Source organism: Methanoregula sp. (assembly GCF_049690535.1).
Taxonomy (GTDB): Archaea; Halobacteriota; Methanomicrobia; order Methanomicrobiales; family Methanospirillaceae; genus Methanoregula.
Genome location: NZ_JBAVMX010000044.1, coordinates 1 through 25,381, shown reverse-complemented (window position 1 = coordinate 25,381; position 25,381 = coordinate 1). Strand labels below are relative to the sequence as shown.

The following is a 25,381-nucleotide window of genomic DNA, read 5'->3' as shown; positions in this document are numbered from 1 at the left end:
GGCCTAATCGAATTTAAATCCAAAATTAATAAAAACGACGTATATTACCGTATATCCAGTGAATCTTTCAACGAGGAGGTTACGTTGGGTGAAAAATATCAAGCCTCGCTGGCGGCGCGTAACTCGTTGTGGTCATCAAATATGATAAAAGATCAAATAATTGATAGAATGTCAGCTCTTTTAGAGAAATCAAAAGTATTAGAAGGATCGGATTTTAAAAATGTGAGCGAATTTGTGGCATGGTTGAATTGGCATTCCAACTACGATCCCCGAAAATACCCGAAAATATTTGAAGATGCCCCCACATGAAAGACGGAGCTCAATTGATCAATGGTGACTATTCCGAGCCGAAAAAGAGAGAATATCTTAATCTTTTGTTTTCTCAGCCACTTCCGCTGCCTTGATGAGGATGTTCATTTCATCCATCTGTTTCTGCAGCTTCTCGATAACGCGGTCCTGTGCTGCGATCCGTTCGCTCTGTTGTTCGACCCGTTCCTTCACGAGCTCCGCGTCCTTGTCCCGGTGGATGGTGAGCGAGGCCTCGTATTTCTTGAATATCGGTGCGAGCTGTCCCTCTTCCAGGAGCCGATAGTTCGCAGTCAGGCCGGGGGAGTGTCCCATGATTGTTTCCGCTGCGTCCGGTCCTGCAGCCTGCCCGAACTGGGTACGGAAAAACTTCCGAGTGCTGTGGATGTGCAGTTTGTTGATTCCCGTCTTGGTCCGCTCCGTGAACCCGGCCCTGCGGATCACGGTCGTGAGCATTGCGGATGCGACAGAGTTGGAGAACGGGAACAAACGGTCTTCAGCCATGATAGAGAGGCGGTTCCCTGCGGGTTTCCCTGAGTACCCCACCAATCCCCTGTTTTTGTTCCTGGCAGCCTTCAGATACCATCCCCGGCCATTATCCGACACTTCCTGCTTTCCATCCGGCCCGACAATCATTCGGGAATATTTCCTGTCGATCCAGAGGTCCCGCAGGAAGTTCTCGGCTTCGGTTGTCAGGAAGACGATCCGGGATTTCCCATTTTTCGTGTAGCTCCCGTCAAGGTGGATCCGCACCGGTCCCTTTGATCCGTCAGAAAGTTTGGTATCCCATGCGATCTCCGAGAGCCTCACGTGCGTGGCCTCGTTGATCCGGCAGCCGGTGGACAAAAGGAAAATAAAAAGGCACTTGCTCACGGGAGTGGTGAGCATATTGAACACTTCTTTTGCCGTCTCCGGTGTGAACGCTTGATCGTTAAAGTCGGGTTTTTCCTTATAGGTGAACTCCCTGTTGTATGCCCGCAGCTCGATTTCGTTTTTACTAAGCCACGACTGGACGACCGCGATGTGCAGCATCTTGGACTTGATGGCGTACCGGGTTACCTCTTCCTTACCGTCCACGCGCTTGACGATCTCCTTGTGGTCCAGGTATTTCTTGAAGGCCCGCAGGTCGTCGAGCACGGTCTGCCGGTTTCCCTTTCGGATATACTGGTCGAGTTTTTTGAAGATCTCATCGTCCGGGATATCGCCGTACTTGGACCGGCCAAACTCAATTAGGGATTTCCGGTATGCTTTCCGGGTTTTTACCGAATCTGTCTCATAAAACTGTTGTACCGACGTGAATAAGCGTTCCATGATAGTGTCTATTGGATGAGGGATAATATAAATTTTCTCTGTTTACCGCTTCCCAAAAAACCTTATCTCAGGCTCGTTCCACGAACCGGTCAGTTTTCCTCCGAGAGCAAGATCGCCGCAGGTCTTCTCGGTCTCTGGCAGGAGCGACCGCGCACGGGTTCCGGCAAGCGGCGTACCAGGAAGCGGGATGAACCGGTGGACGTGGACTTTTCCAATCCTCGCAATTTCCTGTATGGCGGCAACGGTCTCCCGCTGGTCATCATCGGTCTCGAACGGGAACCCGACAATAAAATCGACAACCGGTGTGATCCCGGCGTCATGGCAGAGTTCTGCTGCCCGTATCGCATCCGCAATCGTGTGTCCCCGATGCAACCGGGTAAGGATTGCATCGCTCCCCGACTGGGCACCGAAATGCAATTTTGTGTTCGTGCAGTAATCCGAGATCAGGGCAAGTGACTCTTCGCAGATAAACTCCGGCCTGACTTCACTGGGGAACGTCCCGATAAAGATCTGGTGGGAAAGTTTTCGTAAGAGGTGTCCGATTTTGTCGAACCGGGGGTGAATGCCATCAGAACCATAGGCAAACGCATTGGGGGTGACAAAGCGTGCCTGGCCGTATCGGTTTGCGTATCGGGCAATCGCGTCGATTGACCGGTGCCGCATGCAGTGCCCGAAAATCTGCGGTGTCTGGCAGTAACCGCAGGCATACGGGCAGCCGCGGGAGATCTCCACGTATCCCTGTACCTCGGAAAACGGCGGATAACCATCAAGACGGACACTGCTTTTTGCCGGCTCATACCAATCCCGGGTCGCGACACCCGGGATATGCCCGTCTCTCCCGGCTTCGAGCTCTGATAGCAGGAGCGGAAGCGTGTATTCCCCCTCTCCCACGACAACGTAATCGGCATACGTGGCAACATCCTGCCAGCAGGCGGTCGCATGCGGCCCTCCGACAAACGTGATACAACCCGCCGCCGCGATCTCATCGCGGTACCGGGATTCGCTGATAGAATTCAGGGAATAACAGGTGATATCGGACTCTGGCTTTGAGACCGGGCGAAGGTGCCAGCCGGATTTTTCGCAGGCAGCGAGCAGGACCGCACATGAATTACGTGCTGAGGGGATCTCCCGCCAATTTACCCGCATGGTGAGTACCAGTCCTCACGCATCCTAAAAAAAGGATCTGCCGGTTATGATCCGGTTCCGCTTCGTGAGCGGTACTCCCGGAGGACATCGGCTACGTTGTAGGTTATACCGTTATTCATCGTAACAGCAACCTGCACGCGGTCAGACTGGCCGGATAAGGATCCGCTGCCACGTGTCCCGGCGAGAGTAATGGTGTCACCTTTATCTGACCCGAGCGTTTCAGTCTGGGTTGATCCATCAAACCGGGTCAGCGTGACGGTAATCGTATGGACATTGTCCTGTCCCTGGCCCCCATCAAAGGTCACAGGAATCTGGCCGAGGTAATCTTTCTCCCCGACCGTAACCGTCACGGCAATATTGGCGGGCATTACATCGGTAGGGGCCGTGGTGAGGCTGGAAGAAGCGGTCGTACCTGATGACGTGGACGTTGTTGTTGTTGTTGAGGACTGCGAACTGGTGCAGCCGGCGACAGCAACCACACCACAGATGAGAAACATAACCAAAATGAATGTACTGGCTCTCATACCAGAGGATGGGGGGTTGCATTATTTGTTCATTGCGATCGTTTTACACGATTGGACCGGGCATAACCAGAGCCGCCCGCACCAGAACCAAAAAAATCAGAAAAAAAGATGCGGGAGTCCCCGCTTCAGGACATCATGGAAGGCTCGGCAGGTCCGCCATAGTTTCTCATATTTTTTTATCGGCCAGTCCGCCACCGGGGTATCCCTTTCGGTGCAGCATTACGCAACAGTGCATCCAGCAGGTGATGCCCTTCCCGCCTTACGGGAGTGCTCCCTCGTATTCCATTGTCCCGTGGTCGCCGTCAACAGTGACGCATGTCCCGTTCATGAGCCGGCCAAGCGGGATATCCGGCCGATCGATCATGGGGATATTTCCGATAATCGCTCCGGTGGCAATGATGGGTTCCGCCTCGGTATTCACAATGGCCGCCGGGGCGTGGCGGTTCCGGGAAAGGGCGTAGAGCACATACGACCCGACCGTCGAACCCTTGCCGTACGGAAACGCGAGCACGGTACCGGCCACAGATGTACCTTCAAGCGGGTGGCCTTTTTCCACAATAACCCCTGTTTCAGGATCGACCCCGGAAAGAAACGATATGGGGGCCAGGCTGACGAGCAGTTTTCCCGTTCCCCTGCCTCTTGAAATGCTGCGACCGGTAATGAGCAAAATCACACCACATAAATGGTTGAAGATGCAGATATATGAGTAATATGGAAGAGACCTCGGTCGATAACGCGGCGCCTCAGAACGAGCTCAAATACCAGATCCAGTTAAACGAGCTTGAGGCGGCGCTCCTTGAACAAAAGGTCAGAGCCGAAGATCTCCAGAAAGAAAATGCGCAGCTGAAACGTGAGAATAACCAGCTCAAGCGCATGCCGCTCTTTGTTGCGGTGGTCATCGATATTCTGGAGAACAACGAGATCTATCTCCGCCAGCAGGGGAACAACCAGGAGTACCTCACCCATGCATCCGATGAAATCCGTCCGCTGTTAAAAACCGGAACTAAAGTTGCCGTCAACAATGCGCTCTCGATCGTCAAAGTGATCGGAAACGTGTACGATTCCCGTGTCCGGGTAATGGAACTCGAAGAGTCGCCTGAAATTTCCTATGCGCAGATTGGTGGCCTTACCGATGAGATTAAGGAAGTGCGGGAAGCAGTCGAGTATCCGCTCACAAAACCCGAGATCTTCCGGCGTATTGGTGTCGAGCCCCCGAAGGGCATCTTGCTCTACGGCTCGCCCGGGACCGGAAAGACCCTGATCGCAAAGGCGGTCGCCCACGAGGCGAAGGCAACGTTCATCCGCATGTCGGGAAGCGAACTCGTGCACAAGTTTATCGGTGAAGGGGCCGGGCTTGTCCGCGAGCTCTTCACGCTTGCCCGCGAGCGGGCACCGGCGATCGTCTTTATCGATGAGATCGATGCAGTCGGCAGCATGCGGACAAACGACGGGACGAGTGGGAGTGCCGAGGTGCAACGCACGCTCATGCAGCTCCTTGCGGAGATGGACGGCTTTGACAACCGGGGGGAGATCCGGATCATGGCAGCGACAAACCGGGTGGATATGCTCGACCCTGCCCTGCTCCGGCCCGGCAGGTTCGACCGGCTCATCAAGATCCCGCTGCCCGACCAGAACGCACGGCTCGAGATCTTAAAGATCCACACCAAAAAGATGCATCTCGAAAACGTGAACCTCGACGTTATTGCAACGATGACCGAGGCAGCCACCGGTGCAGAACTCCAGGCGATCTGCCGCGAAGCTGGTATGATGGCCGTGCGCCGGGATGCATCTTCGGCAGAGATGCCGGACTTTATCAGTGCCGTGCGCAAGGTCAAGGCTGACACGATAACCGATACCCGGATGTATACCTGATCCGGGGACCGGGGCGATCAGCAGGAACAGGGAGCGCCCGAATGAATATTCTGTTGATCCAGCGGGAAGGCATCGACCTTCACCACACGCTTTTTGCATCCGAGACCAGCCGTCTCGCACTCCGTTTTTACCATCCGAAAAAGGTTCCCTCCGGTGTGTATATCACGGTCGCCACTCTCGGAAGCGCCCTCTCGCTCGTGTCGGAACTGCGCTGGTATATCCGTCGCTACGTGAGAGAAACGCTGTTTGAAGTGGAAAAAGGGATCTTCTGCACCCAGACCTTTGCACAGGATGTCTACTACGAGCGGACCGTGATACTCGAAAAGACATGGGCGTTCCGCCGCCTCTACGGTTTTTCCCATGGCAAACTGGCCCGCCAGCTCGTGATGTCACCGGGTTCGGCACCACAGGACTATTCACGAGACCTTGCTGGTACCGACGCCACCATCGAAGTCTGGTGTACTGAAGACGAAGTGGAAGACATCGGGGAGCCGATCCCCCTTGAGGATGCAGGAGAAAACCCCGATCCCGGGGCCGACGGGAACGAATAACCGATGAGCCGGCGGCTATCCGGCGGGCACTCAAAGATCTCCCTTTTTTTTAGAGACAATCCGGTCTATTTTCACAAAGTTTCAGGAGTTTTGTGAACGAAAAACAGCCGGTGAGACAAAAAAAGTGATGCCGGAGTATCCCGGTCACTGCTGCATTTTTGTGAGGTTTGCCAGTGTTATCATGAACGTGAGGTTCTGCCCAGCCAGGGGGCTATTGGCATCCCAGGTGATGGTTGTGGGGGTAACATTGAGGATTTTTATGCGGGAGTACGTGTTGGAAACCTTGTCATGGACGGTATAGGTTTTCCCGACAATAAATGAGACATTTGCGAGAGGCCCGGTACGGTTGAGGGTCTGGACGAGTCCCGGGTCATACGCCCCGTAGGCATCGGCATAGGGAACGGTCACCGTCTTGACCTGGTTCTTCGACATGCCGATCACCGCATTTTCAAACCCGGCAATGACAGTCTTGTTGCCCAGGGTAAATTCAAGCGGGGTGCCGTTCATGTTTGAGTCAAATACGGTCCCGTTGTCAAACGCCCCGGTGTAATAGACAGATACCTGATCACCTGTCGTCGCAACCTGCGGCGTGAGGAAAACAAAAGCACATGCCGCAGCAATGATGATGATTGCCGCCACGCCCACGGTGATCAGCAGGTTCTTTCGTTTCTCCCGCTTCTCCGGTGTCTCCTGCTCCGGAACTGCATCCTGTGATTCAGGAGGTTCTTCTTTTGCATCTGCAGAAGTGTCTGCCGGGGCGTCCGTGGTATCTGCCTCAGCGACGGTCTTCTCTTCCGGGATTTGCGGGGTATCATCTGGTGTCGTTGGATCGCTCATAATGTTCCACTCTGTTTACATCCTGATTCCTATATCTTTGCTCTGGAGGGAAAAAAAGTTCGCGGTCACCGGAGATGGCGACTGCTGCCTGAACATACCGCACACTCCTGACACCGGCTCCTCTTCAACCGGGTTAAAAAAAAGGCACACGGGTCTCTGCAGGACGATGGTTAAAAAAACAGGGAGTGATACCACTCGTTGTAACAATTCCACTGATCGCACGAGCGGTCTTTTCGTGGTTCCCCGGACCCTTATGCAAACATCCTGCCTTCCACATCAGAGAGCGAACGGTTGAAATCGAGCCGCACTTTCTCGATCGCAGACAGGAAATCCTCACGGGTGATCGAGGCCCTCTCGTTCCTGATGGCATACATCCCGGCCTCCATGCAGATTGCCCGGAGATCGGCGCCATTCTTCCCCTCGGTCAGATTTGCAATTTCCGACAGGATGACCGTATCATCTGTCGCAAGGGACCGGGTGTGTACCTTTAGGATGGAAAGCCGGCCCTCTTCATCCGGCAGTGGGATCTCGATGATCCGGTCGAACCTGCCGGGCCTGAGCAGAGCCTTGTCGAGAATATCGATCCGGTTCGTGGCCCCGATGATCTTCACATCGCCCCGGTTCTCAAAACCATCCATGCCAGCCAAGAGCTGCATGAGGGTACGCTGCACCTCGCGATCGCCCGATGTGTTCGCCTCGGTCCGGGCGGCTCCCACGGCATCAATCTCATCGATGAATATAATGGTCGGGGCTTTTTTCTTTGCAAGGTCGAAGAGCTCGCGGACGAGACGGGCACCTTCACCGATATATTTCTGGACAAGTTCGCTTCCGACCACCCGCATGAAGTGCGCATTTGTCTCGTGGGCGACCGCTTTTGCAAGCAGGGTCTTTCCGGTCCCGGGTGGTCCGTAGAGCAGGACACCCTTCGGGGGTTCGATCCCGATCCGGGTGAAGAGCTCGGGGCGTTTCAACGGGAGTTCGACTGCTTCGCGGATCTCGTTAATCTGGTCTTTTAAGCCCCCTATGTCTGAATAACACTCCTGTGGCGAGTCCACGAGCTCCATACCGTAGACCTGTGCATCGAAACTGCTCGGCAGCAGTTCGACAATAGCGAGTGACTGCTGGTTGAGCGTGCAGCGGGCCCCGGCCTTTAAATCCTCGGGATTTATGCTCGGTGAACTCCTCACAAGAAATCTTGGCCCGGCGCTGCTCCGGACAATGACCCGGGTGGTGTCGACGACATCGACGATGGTCCCGATGATAAGCGGGGGGCTCCGGAGTTGTTCGCTCTCGCTCTTGAGTTTCCTGACCTCACGCTCGTACCGGATCTTCTGGGTCTCAATATAGCGCTTGTCTGCCTCGACCTGACGGAGCTGCTCCCGGAGCTCAAGGTTTCGTGACTCGAGATTACCGACCCGGTCAAGCATCTGGGTCTCGAGATCGTGCTTATCGCTCTCGATCTGCTGGAGCTGATCACGCAGCTGTTCGCTGAGCGTGCGATACAGCCTGCATAATTCTTCCGGGCTCTGCGGTTCGGCTGTATCGCGGAGAATATCGCCCACGTGGGTTCCTCAAATAGGTATATAGGGAAATCTGCATATAAAGTGTTTGTGAGATTATGCAGTGCGAAATGTGTGGAGAAGCGATTCGCGGCATCCCGAAGTTGATCCGTGTGGAGGGCGCGGAGCTCCAGGTATGCAGCAAATGCGGGAAGTTCGGTACCGAGGTGCAGCAGGCCCGGCGTACTGATGTGCAGCGACCGGCTGCCCGGCCCGCCCAAGGGGCCCGGGCCCCGCCGGTGACCGTCCCCGCACAGCGGAAACGGGACATGTTCGATTACATGGAAGGCGATATCGTCGAGGATTATGCGGAGCGGGTCAGGAACGCCCGTATGGAAAAAGGTCTTTCCCAGAAAGACCTCGCCCTGCAGATGATGGTACGGGAACTGCTCATCAAAAAGATTGAGAAGGGAGAACTGATCCCGGAAGAGGAAGTCAGGAAGAAACTCGAAAAAGTCCTCGGTATCAAGCTTGTCGATATCCTCACGACCGATACAGAAAAGAAGACACAGGCAAAGATCACCCAGACGCTGGGCGACCTCACCGTGATCCGGAAAGCAAAGAAATAACCGCGGGTAACTTCCCGCACCTTTTTTAGTCAGGATCGCACGTCAACGTGGCAAGAGTACACTCTCTGCCCGGCCTCGGGGTGAAAGGAGTGGGATGACCGGTTTTTTTAGATTGTACGTGAACCGTTTTTGCCGGTTTTTCTCCCGAACCGTTTCGATCTCCATAACCACCCCATCTTCTTTTCATCGGGGAGCTCTCAAAAAATCCGAACGAATGTGCCGATGCCAAAGTTCATCAGCATCGAAGGAAGAATTGAGATTACAGGATACGCACCCGTATGATCTCTGTTTTATATGTTGACGATGAGCCCAGCCTGCTTGAGATCGGCAAACTCTTCCTTGAGCGGAGCGGGGAACTCAGTGTTGACATCATTACGTCTGCCCCGGATGCACTCACACTGATGGAGACAAAAGCATACGATGCCATCATCTCAGATTACCAGATGCCCGGCATGGATGGCATCGAATTTTTAAAAGAGGTACGAAATTCAGGGAATACGATCCCGTTCATCCTTTTTACCGGCCGGGGTCGTGAAGGGATCGTCATCCAGGCCTTGAACGAGGGGGCCGATTTTTATCTCCAGAAAGGGGGGGAGCCCCTGTCGCAGTTTGCCGAGCTTGCACACCAGACCCACCTCGCGGTCCAGCAGAGAAGGGCAGAGGCGAACATCCGGGCCCTCGAGCGACGGGAAGCGGATATCCTCAACTTCCTGCCGGACGCGACCTTTGCCATCGACAAGACGGGAAGAGTACTCGCGTGGAACCAGGCAATGGAAGAGTTAACCGGTGTTAAATTTTCAGAGATCTCCGGAAAAGACAATTATGAATATGCTCTTCGGTTGTATAACGAACGCCGCCCGATGCTCATCGACCTCATTCTTGTCCCAAATGAAGAGATCGAAAAAGACAGGTACCTCTATACCATCCACGACAGCAGGATGCTGACTGCCGAAGCTGCATTCCAAAAACCGGACGGAACCCAAGTCCATCTCTGGGGAAAGGCCAGCCTGCTTTTTGACCAGAACGGGAACATTGCCGGTGCAATCGAGTCCATCCGGGACATCACCGAACGCAAGAAGTCAGAGACAGAACTCCGTGCCGCATATGAGCAGATCACCGCTTCTGATGAGGAACTGCGCAGCCAGTATAATGAACTGGAATGGAGTGAAAAACAGATCCGGGAGAGCGAGGAAAATTTCCAGAGGCTTGTTGAAAGTTCCCCCGATGCTATTTATATCATTGTCGGGGAGACCTTTGCCTATGTCAACCCCGCCATGGTCCGGCTGATGGGGGCAGCGTCAGCGGATCAGCTGATTGGCATGTCGCTCTCTGACCGGGTCCACACCTCATTCCTTGAAGAGGTCCAAAAACGGGCACGTATTGTCATGGAAGAGAGTAAACCGGTCGGGCACATGGAGACGGTGTACCTGAAGATGGACGGTTCTCCCGTCGAGGTTGAATCATCGGTTGCAACCTACCGGTACCAGAACAAACCTGCCGGTCTCGTCATCCTTCGCGACATCTCACGCCGTAAAAGGGCCGAACAGCTGCTGAGGGAGAGCGAAGAAAAATACCGCGAACTGGTCGAAAATGCGAACAACATTATCCTGAAATGGGATGAAAACGGGAATGTTACCTTCCTTAATGAATATGCGCAGCAGTTTTTCGGGTATACCAGCGACGAAATTACCGGGAAACCCGTGATGGGTACGATTGTCCCGGCCACCCAATCCGGATCCGACCGCGATCTCCGTCTCATGATCGATGACATCATCCGCCATCCCGGGAACTACACAGAAAACGAGAACGAAAACATCACCCGCGACGGGAGGCGGGTCTGGATCCGGTGGCAGAACAAACCCCTCTTTGATGAAAACGGCCAGTACGCCGGCCTGTTTAGTGTCGGGACAGACATCACGGAACGCAAACGCGTTGAAGAATCGCTCCGGGAGAGCGAGATCCGGTTCCGCGAGCAGTACCAGAACAATCCGCTCGCTATCTTTACCTGGCAGCACCGGGACGGGGATTTTGTGTTTGTCGGCTGCAACAAGGCAGCAGAAGTCCTCACCAGTGGCCGGGCTGACGAATATTTCGGAAAATGTGCATCCGATCTCTATGCAGCCCGGCCGGATCTCATGGCCGAGGTCAGGCAGTGTTTTTCCGAACGGACCGGGATCTCAAAGAAGATCGTATCTGAACATTTCCTGCCCGGGAAGGTTATCCACGCCACTGCGGCCTTTGTCCCCCCGGATCTTATCATGGTCCACATGGAGGACATCACCGGGCAGAAGCAGGCAGAGGAGGCACTTGCCGATAACCGGCGGATGCTTGATACCCTTATGCATAACCTGCCGGGCATGGTCTACCGGTGCCGAAACGATCCTGACTGGACCATGGAATTTGCAAGCGGGGGCTGTAAGGATCTCACCGGGTATGATCCCGGCGACCTGATCGACAATCACGTCGTATCGTATGGATCTCTTATTGTGCCGGAAGACCGGCAGCACGTGTACGAAGATGTCCAGAAAGGTGTTCAGGACCGGGGCCCGTTCCAGATGGAGTACAGGATCGCCGACAAGTCGGGCAGGATCCGGTGGGTCTGGGAGCAGGGACGAGGGATCTTCGATGCCAGAAACAAACTTGTCGCCCTTGAAGGATACATAACCGATAACAGCGAGCATAAGCAGGCGGCAGAGGCCCTCTGCCAGGCAAACAGGAACCTCAACCTCCTCTGCGGCATCATGCGGCACGACATCACCAACCAGATTATGGCGTTGAATGGTTTTGTCGAGTTACTCCATGAGAAGGCCCCGGATCCGGCTCTCGACTACTATTTCGGCTGGATTACGCAATCGATGAACCGTATTTCAACCATGATCCGGTTCACCAAGGAATACGAGACGATCGGGATCGCCGTTCCCACATGGCAGGACGCCCACACCATTGTTGACACTGCCGCACACGAGGCCCCGCTCGGCAAGGTACGGGTGCTAAACGAGATCCCGGCCGGTGGTCTGGAACTGTTCGCCGACCCGCTTATCGTCAGGGTCGTTTACAACATTATGGAAAATGCCGTGCGGTATGGCGGCAGGATCACGACCATCCGGTTCTTCCTTGATTTCAGGAACGGAAACCAGATTATCGTATGCGAGGATGACGGTGTCGGTATTCCCGAGGCGGATAAGAAAAAGATTTTCGAGCGGGGGTTTGGGAAGAACACCGGGCTCGGGCTCTTTCTCGCCCGCGAGATCCTCTCAATCACCGGTATCTCCATTGCGGAAACCGGGGCGCCGGGGAGCGGTGCACGGTTTGAGATGGTCATACCTCATGGGGCATTCCGGCGTTCGGATGTGCAGTAAGATCCGGGTGGGAAAACGGGGGAGCCGGGGGTTACCGGTTATTTTTTTACGATGAGTTTGTGCGCATCCTTATCGACTTTGTAGGATTTCGGGCGTTCGAGCAGGTCGAGCGCATTGATGTTCATGTCGATGAGTTCGGAGTAATTGAACGACTCATACGTCTTCTCCCCTTTCTCTTCCCAGAAAACGACAATCCCGTTCTCCATCTTTTTGCTGCTGACAATATCGTGCATATAGTTCGATCCGGAATAAAAGGTAATGAAGGTTACGATATGTTGGAAAAAGGGAGAGCACCCTCGTGAACAGGAGGGTGGGAACCCCCCTCTTTTTCCTGCGGTTGCGGGCCGGACAGGATCACCCGGAATCCAGTTCTCTCGATCACGACAACGGGGGCTGATGCTTCCCTGACCCCAAACCCGCAAAGAAGCGCCACGTCCCTGACACATCCTTCACAACCCAGCGTAAATCCATCCGTGCACTCACATCTGGCCGACAGACGATCACGGGACTCATGTTCAATCTGATCCGGCCTTTTACCGGTTCATGGAGTCAACCTGTATCGACAACATCATCGACAAACGTAGTAAGTTGTGACATCAGCATGGGGTCCAGACCCTTCTCAACCGCAAGAAATACGCCGGAAACATCCATGAGCCGGAGTTTGTTTGTTACAAAATGGATGAATTTCGAGATGTTCACCGATGAGAGATAGATCAGCATCGTACTCACAGAGTCGTACATGATGCACACGTTCTTGCCGGATTGCTCCTTGAGCATTTCAGTTATTGCAATGCCCATATCGGTCAGGTTCGCCGGGTTATTGATAAATCGTACGATCCCGGGAATATTCTCAGCACTCCCGACAGACGTATGGGTCACCGCATCGATGAATGAGACGCTGTCAACGGGGATACCGGTCTGGGCATACATCTTGGCAAGCACGCTATAGGGATAGTTCGTCGTGACGACAATCGTGTGATATCCCAGACCTGAAATTTCTTTGATAAGGTCGCTATTGCGCTGGCGGATCTTTTCGGGGGATGACAGGATCAGGAAGATCTTCTTTTTTTCCAGGTCCCGGGGGTCAATAAAGTCCGGCATATCTTCACCCTTCGAGAAATTTCTGATACGCTTCGGGAATTGATCGGTTCTTTTCAACGATCGCTGTCTGGAACTCCTGGATATTAGCCTCAATCTGGGCAGCGTTCCTTGCCTGACCTTCAAACACCAGGATAATTTCATCGTGGCTCAGCATCCCGTCCTTGAAGAGCTGTGCCGATTCAAGAAGGGTGCTACTGATGATACCGACCGGCTGTTTCAGCCGCATGGTCATCTCGGTCATATATGCAACGAGCGCCTCCTCCGCCTTGCGCTGCTCGGTGATGTCTCTGCCGATGGCAATCTCGTGATACACCCCGTTTGCACCAATCTGCCGGGTGTTCCATGATAAAATACGCCGCTCCCCTGTTTTTGTGAGAATCGTCGTCTCAAGATTTTCGAAATAATTTTGTCCGGCAATAATCCGGGAAATTTTATCCGTCAGGCTGCGGCGGTATTCAGCATCGGGGTACAGTTTTTTCCAGATGTCACGCCGGCCGATCACTTCATCGGAGGAGTACCCGGTGATCATCTCTGCAGCCTTGTTCCAGACCTGTATCTGCCCTTTGGGATCGAGAACAGCAATGAGCACGTACGCGTTATCGATGATACTTTCCCGGAATACCTGGCCCTCCCGTTCGGCCGTGACATCCATGCCGACAGAGATGGTCCTGTAGAGGCCGCTCTCCCGGATTATCTTGGTATTCCAGAGGATGGTGCGGGACTCGCCGTATCGCGTACGGATCATTGTTTCAAGATTTTCAAAATAATTTTTTGTTTTAAGGATACCGGCAATTCTCCCGGTGACGATCGTGCGGTAATCTTTGTCAGGATAGAGTTTTTTCCAGATGGTGTCACTGCCAATCACGTCGTTTTGTGAATATCCGGTGATGGTCTCAGCAGCATGGTTCCATGAGATGATCCGGCCCTTCTCGCCGAGTATTGCTATCATGACGAGGGCATTATCAAGAATATCCGCCTCGATACAGGATTTTTTATCGTTCGTCCCGTCCATATGAATTCGTCCCCCTTCCTCCCGTGACTCTTGTTGAGGATGTTTCCTGTATTTATATAAATGTGCATGCATAGCCCGATGCGACGACTGCTGAAATCTGAACCGGAAGAGGCGGGATGGCGGTTGTCCTGGCGGCGATCGGAATACCAGTAATGCTCGCGAAGCGGATGTGAGGGGACAGGGAGGGAGACCGGACAATCCCCTAACGGGAGGGAGGATTTACTCAAACCCACAAAAACCAGTTAAATTCAAGTCACTTCATCTTCGGATAATTTGCCGTCGGCATTACCGGTATTTCGGGTCCCTGCCCTGTCCGGGAGGGGGTATCCCAATCCAATAGCTGAAGGGAATTTTTCACTCAAAGCCGCCCTTATTGCCCGGGAAGACAAGGGTTCCGCGAGAGGAATTCACAATGATGGACGCACTCAAAAAACTGGCATGTTGTTTGCTCCTGCTGGCCCTTGCGGGAACCGTTGCCGGGGCCGGGTATGGCGTGACAGAGAAGAGCGGCGGTGCAGCACCGGTGAAATTATCGGCAGCCGGCTCGCCCTGCGGCAATTCAGGGCTGCCCCGCATTACCGGGGAATCGGGATTGGGAGGGGTTCTGAGGGGTACCAAATGTTATTTCCCGATCATCAACCTGCCTGCCTATTATATCTGTATCATGTTCTGCAAGATTGGCGGTGGCGGGGATGCGTGTGCGCCGTCCTGCGAGGCAAAACTCAGGGTGTGCACATAACTATTACCGGCGTGTGAATACCTGTCAGATCCAAAAGACCACTTTTTTAGGGGTATGCCACCGGGGCCCGTTCTCATGAGCCATTCTTTTTTCCGGCCTTGTCAGCTCGCGACCCGGACTTTTTTCTATAATCTTCAGCTGCTGAACCGTACTTTTTTGGAAATGTTCAGCAGCGTGATCGAACTTTCTTTAAAAATCCTCAAGCTGCTGATCCACATTTTTTTCAAAATTCCCGAATCGTACCCCGGACTTTTCCGGAAACGTGCGGCAGGGTCATCCGGATTCTGGCATTGGGATCAGGATGATGGGGGATAAACCCCGGCCCCCCTCGTCCGCATAACACTGATTTGCTGCACGGCCATACTCATTGCTTCGCGTAGAGTCTGGACTCCTGCGGGGAACAGGGGTTTTCCGGCGGTTTCCGGGTCCGGACGTGCTCTTTTGAATAAAACGGTTTTATCACTAATAACAACAATGTAAATTCTGCAAGAAATCACCGGCACATCCAGCCGGCAGGACTGTAGCAATGTCACGTGGACGCGGATCATCGGTCATATCTGTCACAGTATTCCTCGCAATACTTCTCATTGTACTCCCGGTCAGTGCTGAAAATGTCACAGCAGCCCAGACAACTGTTATCACACCACAGACCAGCGTCACCACTTCACCGACAACGATTGCCACACAACCGACCAATGTCACCACTTCACCGACGACCGTTGCCACCACCGTGACAACTGCCACTCCCGTGAATACAACGGTCACGGTCACCCAGCCGACAACCGTTGTCACGACAATACAACCGACCGTCTACGCCACGGAAGCCCCGAATACCGGCAGCGTGAGTGTGTACTCTTCCCCGACCGGCGCCAGTATCCTGATCGATGGCCTCTATTGCGGGACAACCCCGAATACCGTGACTGACGTGGCTGCGGGAAACCATCTTCTGCAGCTGGAGTTGAGCGGGTATACTAATTACGAGGGCTCGATCTATGTCGTGGCGGGACAGACGGCAGAGGGATACGGTACGCTCCAGCCAATAGAGGGCACGTCAGCGATGCTGACACCGGCCACGAACGCAACCGTCCCGGTGGTCGCCGTTGTTGTCACGGTCGCACCCGAACCCACGCAGGATACGGGCCTGCTCGGAAACTCGACGGTTCTCGCTGCCATAATCAGTTCTATTACCGTCCTTGTCGTATCAGGGATTTCGCTGTATATCCACTTTACGTCTACCAAGAAAAAAGAGTGACGGGGTTCGCGTGCCGGGGCCGTAATGACCATGCGACCCGGTCTTATTTTTATGTTTAGCGGGCAGGCCGCTCTTTTTTCCAGGGGTAACCCCTTGGCCGGCCGCGGCACATGGGAAGGGGGATCACGCGCCTTTCCGAACCAGCCGCGCTCCGAACTCGTATGCTTTTTTGCAGTCCTTCGGGAACTGCGCGTCCCGGTGTTTTTTCTTCTCTTCCGGGTCAAAGAGCGTGGATACATACTTCGAATAATTATCGAACAGGGAGGTATCGGTGACAAACATTGACTCGCACGACCCGAAGATCCGGGCCATCGCCATCTCGGTCACCTGCGCATTCCGGTCAAAGCCCATCTCCTTTACCATCTCCTCCTTTGCCCCGGCCGTGTAGATAAACCCGGTCCGGATTTTCCTGCCAAAGAGCGTAGACCGTTCCTTGTCGTACACCGAGTACGGGTACATCAGCCGTTCGAGGAAGCACCGTGTCTCGCCGGTCGTGATCGCGTAGTAGATGGGCGAACCTACCAGGATCGCATCTGCGGCCTCGACTTTTTTTAAGACCGGCCGCAGATCGTCTTTTACGGCGCAGTGCCCGTAGCTCTTCCCCCCGATCCTTTTGCAGGCAAAGCAGCTGGTGCAGCCTTTGTAGTCCAGATCGTAGAGGTGGATAAGTTCGGTCTTTGCCCCCTGGTCTTTGGCGCCTCTGAGCGCATGTTCAAGAAGTGTTGCAGTGTTCCACTTCTTTCTCGGGCTTCCGTTGAATGCGAGAAGTTTCATACGTGTGTGTCGGAGGTTCCGGGATAAAAATGGTGGGGGTGACAGGACTGCCACTTTTTGCTGATCAGGTCTCTCCCTTTAAAATTCATAGTAGCCGCTGAAATGCATCTTTAGCAGATGTGCATTTCCGGCATCATCGTTGAGAGCTCGTCTTTGTCAATCTCCGGGTGCTGTGCGAGATATTTGGAAAGTGCCACCCTTCGTGATTCGAGGGATGAATGCGTGGCACTGATGTGTATCAGCTCGATACTTTGTTTAAGATCCATCGTGATCCTCACTTTTTTTACGACGATGGATCATTTTATTCTTCCCGAATGAGGGGACACGAGACCTATAACCCGCACAATAGTCTCTATAGGGAATTTCGGGCTTTTGCCTGAGTTGCCGGGACGCTGTGGATGGCCTGATTTTGCCGGACGGATACGATGTCACGATACCCCCGGGGAGGTTATCCCCTGCTAGCCCGGCGTTCACAGGTAGATGAGGAGGATCGTGAGAAGATATTCCGGGAGATTTGCAGAAACCCTTTTATACAGGATGTCCTCAATTCCCTCCTTGTTATGTCAAGGTGGATGGTGGGACTTATTGTTGTCCTTGCATTCATGGTTCCTGTTGCAGCGGACAATGCAGCTTCATCATGGAGCTGGAATACCTACCGCGGAACGTACCTCTGGCAGGTAACGGTGAGCGAGGACCAGTCAGGTTGCGGGGGCGGGGTATACACCAACCAGTACTCGGTTCCCATCCAGTACCGCGGTACAACCGCCGTGATGGGGGATGTCGGGCATGGATCGGCAGGGGGGACGTTTACCTCCGGAAACATCCTGCACATACCGGGGAGATCCGTGGCCGACCCGCCGGGATCCTCAACATTGTCGGACTACGATGTGTACTTTACCGCGGACTGTACGGCATTTACGGCAACATACACGTGGGACTATTCAGGATCTGACGGCGCATGCAGCGGTACCACTACCCTGAACGGGGCAAGCAGCAGCGGCTGCCCGGCAGCGGCGGCGGTCACCACAACTGCTGCCCAGACCACGGAGAGTTCCTATGCCGCGATGCTCACCGGCCCGCATTCGGATCTCCAGAATTACCTGGATCTCTGCGCCCAGCGGGACCAGATTGACCATGCCATCACTGCGTTTGAGGCGCAAAGCAGCCTGAATTACCGGCTGACCGGGAACTACCTGCCGGAGCCCGCGGAGATTACCGCGGACCGGGCACAGCTTGCGCAGGTCAGGGCCCGGATAAGTGACAACGGACCGGAGATCGAGAAGGAGTACACCGCGGTGCTCGTGAAGGATCCGAATAACTTCCAGGCGAACTGGGACATGGCCCAGTTAAAGAAGAGCGAGGGGCAGATCGAGGTGGGCATAGGGTACGCAAACACCGCCATCAACAACAACCTTGCCGGTAGTGCGGCAGAAACCATGAGGAGGGATTTTGCCGATGGTAACGACCTCACGACATACCCGACCACGGCGAACAGCAACGTTGTGGCCACGATCGCAAATACCCTTCCGGTTACCGAACAGAACGTCTACGGCACTGATATCCGGCCGTCATCCGGTGAACCGTCCACGCTGATCACCCTGAAAGATTTCATGATGTATGCGGATCCGAGAGAAGCATCAAGAGCAGGCAACCTGGTAAACCAGGCTGTCTTTGGGTATTGAGGCTGCCATGAACGACAAAAGATTCCCTAACCCCGGGCTCCTGTGTGCCGGGATCCTGTGCGTGCTTGTTATCCTGACCGTTGCCGCCGGCTGTACAGCAAACGGCCCGGCAACTCCCGCACCGCAGGGTGCCGTCACCCCGGAGCAGGCCGCAGTTATTGCGGCGGCCAACAACTGCACTGATTCGGGCGTCACCATTACCGACGCGGTCGGGACGTTCCGGTACACCACCACGACAAACTGCAGTTTCACCAAGACGCTGGTGCAGCTGAACGCAAGCGAAATGCAGGAGATGAAGACCCTGCTTGAGGGAAAGAACATGACCTGCTGGTACACGAAAGGGAACTTCGATCCCCGGCTGGTCACCTCACTTGTCGGCGGGATTGAGTACTGCAGCGGCGACTTAAAAGACGATATAACCAGACTGATGCTCTTTACGTAAGCTGGGCACAGCCCCTTTTACGTACGCAAAGGGCGGGGACGCAGATTCCCCCACCCCGCGGGCAGTCCACCGGACGGGATACAAAATGCACAAAATGAAAAAAGAGACGTGAGATCCCGTGCAGGAATCTCCCCACTCTCGCTTACTTTTTTGGCTCGCCGGGTTTGCCCGTGTCGGCCTTTGCCTTTTCTCCTTCGGATTTTGCCTTAATCATCTCAGCTTTTACCTTTTCGACATCAGCCTTCGCCTTGTCCACTTCGGCTTTCGCCCGGGTAAGGATATCGTCAAAGGATTTCTGGACATGAGCCGTCGTCTCTTTTACGGTATTCTCGATATGCTTTTTGCCCTCGTCCGTTGCCACGAGATCGTGGGTGACTTTTGCAAGATCGTCCATTGCAGAGAGAACTGATTTGGTGGCTGCGGCAAGGCGGACATCGATCGGGTGCTCTTCTTTTGCGGGGGCTGCAACGGTGTCTTCCACCCAGAGCCCATTTACAAAGTGCCCTTTCTTTTCGGTCATGATGATCACGATTTGATTTATCAGTCTTATACGATGAAACTACAAAAGGCTTCCACACAGGAGGAATGGTTCCAGCCAGTCTCCCCAACCAGGAGGACAGGGACTGATGCCCCCATACACTCGGACGAGCGAGGAGTGCCGCCGCCCTCAACGGGGCACCCCTGCGGCGGGAATGCCGTTACTATTCCCCGTTATGCCTGACCGCCACCGGGCCCGGTCACGTAGCAAAACGGGTCCTCCGCGGTAAGGTCGCCGCCCGTGGCCCAGGCCCGCACCCGGCACCCGCCGCCGCAGAGGGAGAGATAGGTGCACGAGCCGCACTTTCCCCCGACAACCGGGGGTTTTGTGCGGAACCGTGAGAGCACCGGGTTGTCCGCATCGTTCCAGAGCGCTGATAAGGGCCGGTCCCTGATATTTCCCACGAGAAACTCTGGCGACCGCGCAAACTGGCAGGGGTACACGTTTCCCCGGGGGTCCACGTTTGCCACACGGTCGCCGGCGCTGCACCCCCCGTTGAGCGAGGTAAGCAGGTCCCGGGCCTCGGCAAGATCCGGTGAGTGGTCGCGTTCCATGGAGTGGATCAGGTGAATGCAGTCCTGCGGGGCATCGACGGTTAAAAATTCCATCTGCTCCGGTGGGATCTCCTGCGCCGTACGGTACAGGAGCGCGAGCGCCTGCGTGACCTCCTCTGCGCCCAGCTGGAGCCGCTCATAAGAGTCGCTCCCCCGCCCGCAGGGCACCAGCCAGTACAGGCAGAACCGCGATGCCCCGAGGTCCCGGGAGAGACGGACGAGGGGACCGAGTTCATCTGCGTTCTCTTTTGTCAGCGTCACCCGCACGCCGCACCGGACTCCTGCATTTTTACACCGGGCAAAGGCGGCAGTTGCCCGGGCAAATGCTCCCGGTGTGTTCCGGAACCGGTCATGGGTTTGTGCGGTCGCCCCATCAAGCGAGATCCCCGCGTACTCAATCCCTGCCGCCTTGATCTTTCCTGCCACCTCATCAGTGATGAGCGTACCGTTCGTGCTGAGCGCGGTCTTGATCCCCACCTCCCGGCAGTGTTCTGCAAGCTGCCAGATATCGGGGCGGACGAGCGGTTCCCCACCGGTGAAGATGACGAGCGGTATGCCCGCTGCGGCAAGGTCGTCGATGAACGCGAGCGCTTCCGTGGTGGAAAGTTCTCCTGCGGTCGGGCTGTCCGGGGCCGATCGGCTGTAGCAGTGGGTGCAGGCAAGGTTGCAGCGGTCGGTGAGGTTCCAGAAAACAACGGGCCTTCTCATCCCGGAGAAGGCGAGGTACCGGGACGGGACATCGCCGTGCCGGTGCTTCATCACGGCGCTGACGGTTCCTTTCCCGTGCAGGCACTGGGTGATACGGTTCATGATCCCCTCCCGTTTTCCCTGATACGGAGATGGGGAACTCGCTTATACTCCTCAGTGCTGAAAAGGACAAGATACTCCGAAAGACCGGCTGCACCGGCTATTTTCCGGATCTCCCCGTCGACCGCCTCCCGCGAGCGCCCGTGGTGGACGGTGTACAGGGAATACTCCCACCGGCCCGGCACGGCCTTTCGCTCGTAGCAGTGGGTGACGGAAGGATACGATGCGAGGACTGCGCCGGTCTTTTCGGCCGGCTTCCCGTTGCAGCGCCAGGCAACAAGGGCATTTGCGGATATGCCGAGCTTTCGTTGGTTGATGCGGGCCCGAAACCGCCGGATCACACCGGTCTCCTGGAGTTTTTGTGTCCGCGCGAGCACCTCGCCACCGGTAAGGCCGAGCCTCTTTCCGATTTCCTCAAACGGTTCGGGGACGAGCGGGAGCCCGTCTTCAAGGGCGGCAAGGATCTTCATGTCGGTCGGGTCCATTAAGGGGCCTCCCTTCTGTCCGGCGCCAGCGGGAACCGGACATCGATCTTGATCTTGTTTACGGTTGGCAGGTCAAGGATCCTATCCCGTGAAAAACCGGTTTTAGTAAGGATCTCCGAAAGGAGCTGTTCAAGCGCCTCCTTACTCTCCGCCGAGAGCGTAAACCAGAGCGAGTAATAGTGGTCCCGCCGGAAATTGTGCGACACTTCGGGATACGCGTTGATCAGCCCTGCCACCTCGCGGATCCGTTCAGCAGGGACCGGGAGGGCCACGAGTGTTGCGGCAGTTATGCCGAGCGCCCGTGACTCAACGATGGGCGATATTCCGCGGATCACACCCTCCTCATTCAGGTGCCTGAGCCGTTCGAGCAGGAGTGCTTCCGGGATATCCAGCCGGGCGGCTATTGCTTCCCAGGGCCGGGCCACGAGCGGAACATCCTGCTGGAGTGTATCAAGGATTTTGAGATCGAGCGTGTCTGTCGCTGTGTTGTCGTTCATGAGCTGCCTCCCGGTTCGTACGGGCACCACGGGTCTTCTGCACAGAGGTCTCCCGCGATCGCCAAGGGTTTTTCGAGGCCATCGCACCAGCGGGACGAGAATGCCTCAGCCCCCCGGTAGGCCCGGGCCCGGCATCCCCCGCAGATGGTCTTGTATTCGCACCGCCCGCATTTCCCGGTAAGCCGGCCCGGGTCGCGCAATGCCTGGAAGATCGGGGAATCGTTCCAGATCCGGTCAAAGGGGACCTCCCTGACATTGCCGACGGTGACCGGCAGGTACGGGCAGGGGGTCACGTCGCCGTTTGCATAGATGCGGCAGTACCTGATCCCGGCAATGCAGCCCCGGCCAGAGCCCGGTTTTTCGATCCCAAGACCAGCGGCGATCCTCCGGAACTGCGGGGCGCAGGTGGGACGGAGGCTGATGTCGCTGTCGCGGTACTTCATGAGCACCTGCCGGATAACCTCCTCGTACTCATGGGGATTTTCCGGGCCGCTCCCGCCGGCCCGCCCGGTCGGGACGGGAAAGAAGACCTGGTAGTCCCGGACCCCGAGATTTTTCCCGAACGCAACCACGGATTCAATGTCTCCTGCCGACGGGCGCATCGCGGTCATGTTGATCTGGACGCCGATCCCCTCCTCCGTACAGTTATTGATTGCTGTTACAGCCCGCTCCCATGCCCCGCTCACCCCGCGAAACGAGTCATGGACGGCCGGCTCGGCTGAGTCAAGGCTGATAGCCGCAGCCCGGATCCCGGCCTCTTTGAGCCGGGCCGCCATGGGACGGTCGAGGAAGTACCCGCTTGTCCCCATCACCATCCGCAGGCCCTGCTTTGTTCCGTACCGGGCGATCGTACAGAGATCGTCACGCATCAGGGGCTCGCCGCCCGAGAGCACGACCACTGGTGTCCCGGTTGCCCGGATCTGGTCGATGACCGCGAGCGCCTCCTGTGTGGAAAGCACTCCCGCTGCCTCATGTTCGCCTGCATCCACGTAACAGTGGGAGCACGCCAGGGGACACCTGATCGTGAGGTTCCACGAAATGATACGCGGTGCTTCTCTTGTCCCGTTCACAGGTTCAACCCTTTTGCCACACTCCTGTCCTCGTTGCTTGTTACCGTTTTTTAAAGCGTGCTTACCGGCGGGCGAGATCGAAGCGGTCAAGGTTCATCACCTTGGACCATGCCAGAACAAAGTCCTGTACAAACTTCTCCTCTGCGTCCGCGCTTGCATACACCTCGGCCACGGCCCGGAGCTGGGCGTTTGAGCCAAAGATGAGATCGACACGTGTGCCGGTCCATTTCGCTTCCCCCGTCTTCCTGTCGTGGCCCTCGAACACGTCAGCGTCTTTTGAGACCGGCTTCCACTCCGTGCCCATATCGAGCAGGTTCATGAAGAAGTCGTTCGTGAGCGCCCCGGGACGGCTGGTAAATACGCCGTGCTTTGTCTGCCCGAAGTTGGCACCAAGGACACGCAGGCCCCCAAGAAGCACCGTCATCTCCGGCGCGGAGAGTGTCAGAAGCTGCGCCTTGTCAACGAGCAGCTCCTCGGCCGATGCCGCATAACTCGCCTTCTGGTAGTTGCGGAAGCCGTCGGCCTTTGGCTCGAGCACGGCAAAGGAGTTCACATCAGTCTGCGCCTCCGAGGCGTCCATGCGCCCCGGCGCGAAAGGTACGGTTACCTTGTGGCCGGCGTTCTTTGCTGCCTGCTCGACACCTGCACACCCGGCAAGGACGATAAGATCTGCAAGCGAGACTTTCCTGCCATCGGCAGCGGTCTTGTTAAATTCGTCCTTGATCCCTTCAAGGACTTTAAGCACTTTTGCAAGCCGGGCCGGCTCATTGACCTCCCAGTCTTTCTGGGGGCGAAGGTGGATGCGGGCCCCGTTTGCACCGCCGCGCTTGTCAGAGCCGCGGAAGGTAGAGGCCGATGCCCATGCGGTCGAGACCAGTTCCGGTACGGAGAGCCCCGAGGCAAGGATCTTCTTCTTGAGGGACGTGATCTCCTTTGCACCGATCAGTTTGTGGTTGACCGCCGGGATGGGATCCTGCCAGATGAGATCTTCTTTTGGGACCTCGGAGCCGAGATAGCGGGTACGCGGGCCCATGTCGCGGTGCGTCAGCTTGAACCACGCCCGGGCAAATGCATCGGCAAGCTGGTCCGGGTGTTCGTAGAAGTGCCGCGAGATTTTCTCGTAGGCGGGATCGAACCGCAGGGAGAGATCCGTGGTCAGCATGGTCGGGGAGCGACGTTTTTTCGGGTCGTGGGCATCCGGGATCGTGCCGGCCCCTGCATCGCCCTTGGGCTTCCACTGGTATGCACCGGCCGGGCTTTTGGTGAGCTCCCATTCGTAGCTGAACAGGATCCGGAAGAAGTTGTTGCTCCACTTTGTTGGTGTGGAAGTCCAGGTGACCTCAAGACCGCTGCCGATAGCATCACCGCCCTTGCCGGTGCCAAAACTGCTCTTCCAGCCAAGGCCCTGCTGCTCGATCGGGGCAGCTTCGGGCTCGGGCCCGACATTGGTTGCGGGGCCGGCGCCGTGGGTCTTCCCAAAGGAGTGACCACCGGCAATGAGCGCAACTGTCTCTTCGTCATTCATGGCCATGCGGGCAAATGTCTCCCGGATGTCTTTTGCCGCAGCAACCGGGTCCGGTTTGCCGTTGGGGCCCTCGGGGTTGACGTAGATGAGCCCCATCTGCACGGCAGCGAGCGGGTTTTCGAGATTCCGGTCGCCGGAGTATCGTTTGTCGTCCAGCCACGTGTTCTCGGAACCCCAGTATACATCCTCTTCGGGCTCCCAGGAATCCACACGTCCGCCGGCAAATCCGAATGTCTTGAAACCCATCGATTCCAGGGCGACGTTGCCGGCAAGGATCATGAGGTCGGCCCAGGAAATTTTCCTGCCGTACTTCTTTTTTACCGGCCAGAGCAGCCGGCGCGCCTTGTCGAGGTTGACGTTGTCGGGCCAGCTGTTCAGGGGGGGAAAACGCTGCTGGCCGGAACCGGCGCCGCCGCGGCCGTCAAGGGTGCGGTACGTGCCGGCGCTGTGCCATGCCATGCGGATAAAGAGGGGGCCGTAGTGACCGAAGTCCGCCGGCCACCATTCCTGCGAATCGGTCATGAGCGCCCGCAGGTCCGCCTTTACGGCCGCGAGATCGAGTTTTTTGAATTCCTCCGCATAGTCAAAATCCCTGCCCATCGGATTTAACCGGGAAGAGTGCTGGGAAAGAACTTTCAGGTTCAGCTGGTTTGGCCACCAGTCCCGGTTCGATGTGCCTCTGCCGGTAGCTTGTTTTTGTGCTCCGCCCGTTACCGGGCACTTGCTGTCGTCTGTCATAGCGTCATCTCCCACCGCTGGTCTGGATATATCCCCGGCGGTGCTTTCAGGTACTCGGTATTTCAGATTCCCGCAATATCAACTTTGGCGTTGTACCCTGCAGGAGCCCGGAGTCCTGACAGGCCGGCACA

26 protein-coding genes are annotated in these 25,381 nt (G+C 55.9%); 9 read left to right on the top strand and 17 right to left on the bottom strand.

From position 1 onward, the window contains the following. Positions 1–309, top strand: a 309-nt coding sequence (locus WCE46_RS03595) for a hypothetical protein (RefSeq protein ID WP_424732333.1), incomplete at its 5' end; no start/stop codon positions are given. Positions 310–366: 57 nt separating this feature from the next. Here WCE46_RS03595 and WCE46_RS03590 read toward each other — a convergent pair. The 4 genes from WCE46_RS03590 to WCE46_RS03575 all read right to left on the bottom strand — a co-directional run bounded on the left by WCE46_RS03590 (position 367) and on the right by WCE46_RS03575 (position 3,954). Then, entirely contained in the window at positions 367–1,617 is a 1,251-nt protein-coding gene (locus WCE46_RS03590) for a tyrosine-type recombinase/integrase (protein WP_424732332.1), read from the bottom strand. 42 nt (positions 1,618–1,659) lie between these two features. Next, positions 1,660–2,763 (bottom strand): TIGR04013 family B12-binding domain/radical SAM domain-containing protein, encoded by a 1,104-nt coding sequence (locus WCE46_RS03585; protein WP_424732331.1) that lies wholly within the window; start codon positions 2,761–2,763, stop codon positions 1,660–1,662. Positions 2,764–2,807: 44 nt separating this feature from the next. Beyond that, positions 2,808–3,260, bottom strand: a complete 453-nt coding sequence (locus WCE46_RS03580; protein WP_424732330.1) for a hypothetical protein — start codon at positions 3,258–3,260, stop codon at positions 2,808–2,810. 286 nt (positions 3,261–3,546) lie between these two features. Continuing rightward, positions 3,547–3,954 carry a DUF126 domain-containing protein gene (locus WCE46_RS03575; RefSeq protein ID WP_424732335.1) on the bottom strand — a complete coding sequence of 136 codons (408 nt, stop codon included), beginning with the start codon at positions 3,952–3,954 and terminating at the stop codon, positions 3,547–3,549. Positions 3,955–3,989: 35 nt separating this feature from the next. Between WCE46_RS03575 and WCE46_RS03570 the strand changes: the two genes are divergently transcribed. Continuing rightward, positions 3,990–5,159 carry a proteasome-activating nucleotidase gene (locus tag WCE46_RS03570; protein WP_424732329.1) on the top strand — a complete coding sequence of 390 codons (1,170 nt, stop codon included), beginning with the start codon at positions 3,990–3,992 and terminating at the stop codon, positions 5,157–5,159. A gap of 41 nt (positions 5,160–5,200) precedes the next feature. Then, positions 5,201–5,710 (top strand): DUF5804 family protein, encoded by a 510-nt coding sequence (locus WCE46_RS03565; RefSeq protein ID WP_424732328.1) that lies wholly within the window; start codon positions 5,201–5,203, stop codon positions 5,708–5,710. A 144-nt stretch (positions 5,711–5,854) separates the two neighbouring features. On the opposite strand, the gene WCE46_RS03560 is transcribed toward WCE46_RS03565, so the two are convergent. Continuing rightward, positions 5,855–6,547: an FKBP-type peptidyl-prolyl cis-trans isomerase gene (locus WCE46_RS03560; protein ID WP_424732327.1), complete on the bottom strand. Its 693-nt coding sequence runs from the start codon at positions 6,545–6,547 to the stop codon at positions 5,855–5,857. Between the two features lie 251 nt (positions 6,548–6,798). Continuing rightward, on the bottom strand, positions 6,799–7,974 hold the full coding sequence (locus WCE46_RS03555) for a proteasome-activating nucleotidase (RefSeq protein ID WP_424732334.1): 1,176 nt from the start codon (positions 7,972–7,974) through the stop codon (positions 6,799–6,801). Positions 7,975–8,165: 191 nt separating this feature from the next. Here WCE46_RS03555 and WCE46_RS03550 point away from each other — a divergent pair, with 191 nt between their 5' ends. Together WCE46_RS03550 and WCE46_RS03545 are read left to right on the top strand one after the other, a co-directional pair. Further along, entirely contained in the window at positions 8,166–8,675 is a 510-nt protein-coding gene (locus tag WCE46_RS03550) for a multiprotein bridging factor aMBF1 (RefSeq protein ID WP_424732326.1), read from the top strand. A 278-nt stretch (positions 8,676–8,953) separates the two neighbouring features. Further along, a complete protein-coding gene (locus tag WCE46_RS03545; RefSeq protein ID WP_424732325.1) occupies positions 8,954–12,034 on the top strand; it encodes a PAS domain S-box protein in 3,081 nt (1,026 codons plus the stop codon). Positions 12,035–12,072: 38 nt separating this feature from the next. On the opposite strand, the gene WCE46_RS03540 is transcribed toward WCE46_RS03545, so the two are convergent. The 3 genes from WCE46_RS03540 to WCE46_RS03530 form a co-directional block, all read right to left on the bottom strand. Then, positions 12,073–12,267, bottom strand: a complete 195-nt coding sequence (locus WCE46_RS03540) for a hypothetical protein (RefSeq protein WP_424732324.1) — start codon at positions 12,265–12,267, stop codon at positions 12,073–12,075. Between the two features lie 316 nt (positions 12,268–12,583). After that, positions 12,584–13,135 (bottom strand): DUF7504 family protein, encoded by a 552-nt coding sequence (locus WCE46_RS03535; protein ID WP_424732323.1) that lies wholly within the window; start codon positions 13,133–13,135, stop codon positions 12,584–12,586. A gap of 4 nt (positions 13,136–13,139) precedes the next feature. Next, positions 13,140–14,147 carry a PAS domain-containing protein gene (locus tag WCE46_RS03530; RefSeq protein WP_424732322.1) on the bottom strand — a complete coding sequence of 336 codons (1,008 nt, stop codon included), beginning with the start codon at positions 14,145–14,147 and terminating at the stop codon, positions 13,140–13,142. Positions 14,148–14,559: 412 nt separating this feature from the next. Here WCE46_RS03530 and WCE46_RS03525 point away from each other — a divergent pair, with 412 nt between their 5' ends. Further along, positions 14,560–14,886, top strand: coding sequence for a hypothetical protein (locus WCE46_RS03525; protein ID WP_424732321.1), 327 nt, complete (start codon positions 14,560–14,562; stop codon positions 14,884–14,886). A 526-nt stretch (positions 14,887–15,412) separates the two neighbouring features. Further along, the gene (locus WCE46_RS03520; RefSeq protein WP_424732320.1) at positions 15,413–16,138 is read left to right on the top strand and encodes a PEGA domain-containing protein; all 726 of its coding nucleotides are present in this window, start codon (positions 15,413–15,415) and stop codon (positions 16,136–16,138) included. Between the two features lie 123 nt (positions 16,139–16,261). Here WCE46_RS03520 and WCE46_RS03515 read toward each other — a convergent pair whose 3' ends face one another. Both WCE46_RS03515 and WCE46_RS03510 read right to left on the bottom strand, forming a co-directional pair. After that, positions 16,262–16,912, bottom strand: coding sequence for a flavodoxin family protein (locus WCE46_RS03515; protein ID WP_424732319.1), 651 nt, complete (start codon positions 16,910–16,912; stop codon positions 16,262–16,264). Between the two features lie 110 nt (positions 16,913–17,022). Then, positions 17,023–17,178: a hypothetical protein gene (locus tag WCE46_RS03510; RefSeq protein ID WP_424732318.1), complete on the bottom strand. Its 156-nt coding sequence runs from the start codon at positions 17,176–17,178 to the stop codon at positions 17,023–17,025. Positions 17,179–17,472: 294 nt separating this feature from the next. Between WCE46_RS03510 and WCE46_RS03505 the strand changes: the two genes are divergently transcribed. Further along, positions 17,473–18,594, top strand: a complete 1,122-nt coding sequence (locus WCE46_RS03505) for a hypothetical protein (protein ID WP_424732317.1) — start codon at positions 17,473–17,475, stop codon at positions 18,592–18,594. 7 nt (positions 18,595–18,601) lie between these two features. Next, positions 18,602–19,036 carry a hypothetical protein gene (locus WCE46_RS03500; RefSeq protein ID WP_424732316.1) on the top strand — a complete coding sequence of 145 codons (435 nt, stop codon included), beginning with the start codon at positions 18,602–18,604 and terminating at the stop codon, positions 19,034–19,036. Between the two features lie 142 nt (positions 19,037–19,178). Here WCE46_RS03500 and WCE46_RS03495 read toward each other — a convergent pair whose 3' ends face one another. From WCE46_RS03495 to katG, 6 genes are all read right to left on the bottom strand, one after another. Beyond that, the gene (locus WCE46_RS03495; protein WP_424732315.1) at positions 19,179–19,556 is read right to left on the bottom strand and encodes a hypothetical protein; all 378 of its coding nucleotides are present in this window, start codon (positions 19,554–19,556) and stop codon (positions 19,179–19,181) included. A gap of 191 nt (positions 19,557–19,747) precedes the next feature. Next, positions 19,748–20,938, bottom strand: a complete 1,191-nt coding sequence (locus tag WCE46_RS03490) for a radical SAM protein (RefSeq protein ID WP_424732314.1) — start codon at positions 20,936–20,938, stop codon at positions 19,748–19,750. After that, positions 20,935–21,420, bottom strand: coding sequence for a siroheme decarboxylase subunit beta (gene ahbB, locus WCE46_RS03485; protein ID WP_424732313.1), 486 nt, complete (start codon positions 21,418–21,420; stop codon positions 20,935–20,937). The genes WCE46_RS03490 and ahbB overlap by 4 nt, the downstream gene beginning before the upstream one ends. After that, on the bottom strand, positions 21,420–21,917 hold the full coding sequence (locus WCE46_RS03480) for an Lrp/AsnC family transcriptional regulator (protein ID WP_424732312.1): 498 nt from the start codon (positions 21,915–21,917) through the stop codon (positions 21,420–21,422). Before WCE46_RS03480 ends, ahbB begins: the two co-directional genes overlap by 1 nt. After that, the gene (locus WCE46_RS03475) at positions 21,914–22,987 is read right to left on the bottom strand and encodes a radical SAM protein (protein WP_424732311.1); all 1,074 of its coding nucleotides are present in this window, start codon (positions 22,985–22,987) and stop codon (positions 21,914–21,916) included. Before WCE46_RS03475 ends, WCE46_RS03480 begins: the two co-directional genes overlap by 4 nt. A gap of 61 nt (positions 22,988–23,048) precedes the next feature. Continuing rightward, positions 23,049–25,250, bottom strand: a complete 2,202-nt coding sequence (gene katG, locus WCE46_RS03470) for a catalase/peroxidase HPI (RefSeq protein ID WP_424732310.1) — start codon at positions 25,248–25,250, stop codon at positions 23,049–23,051. Positions 25,251–25,381: the final 131 nt, after the last annotated feature.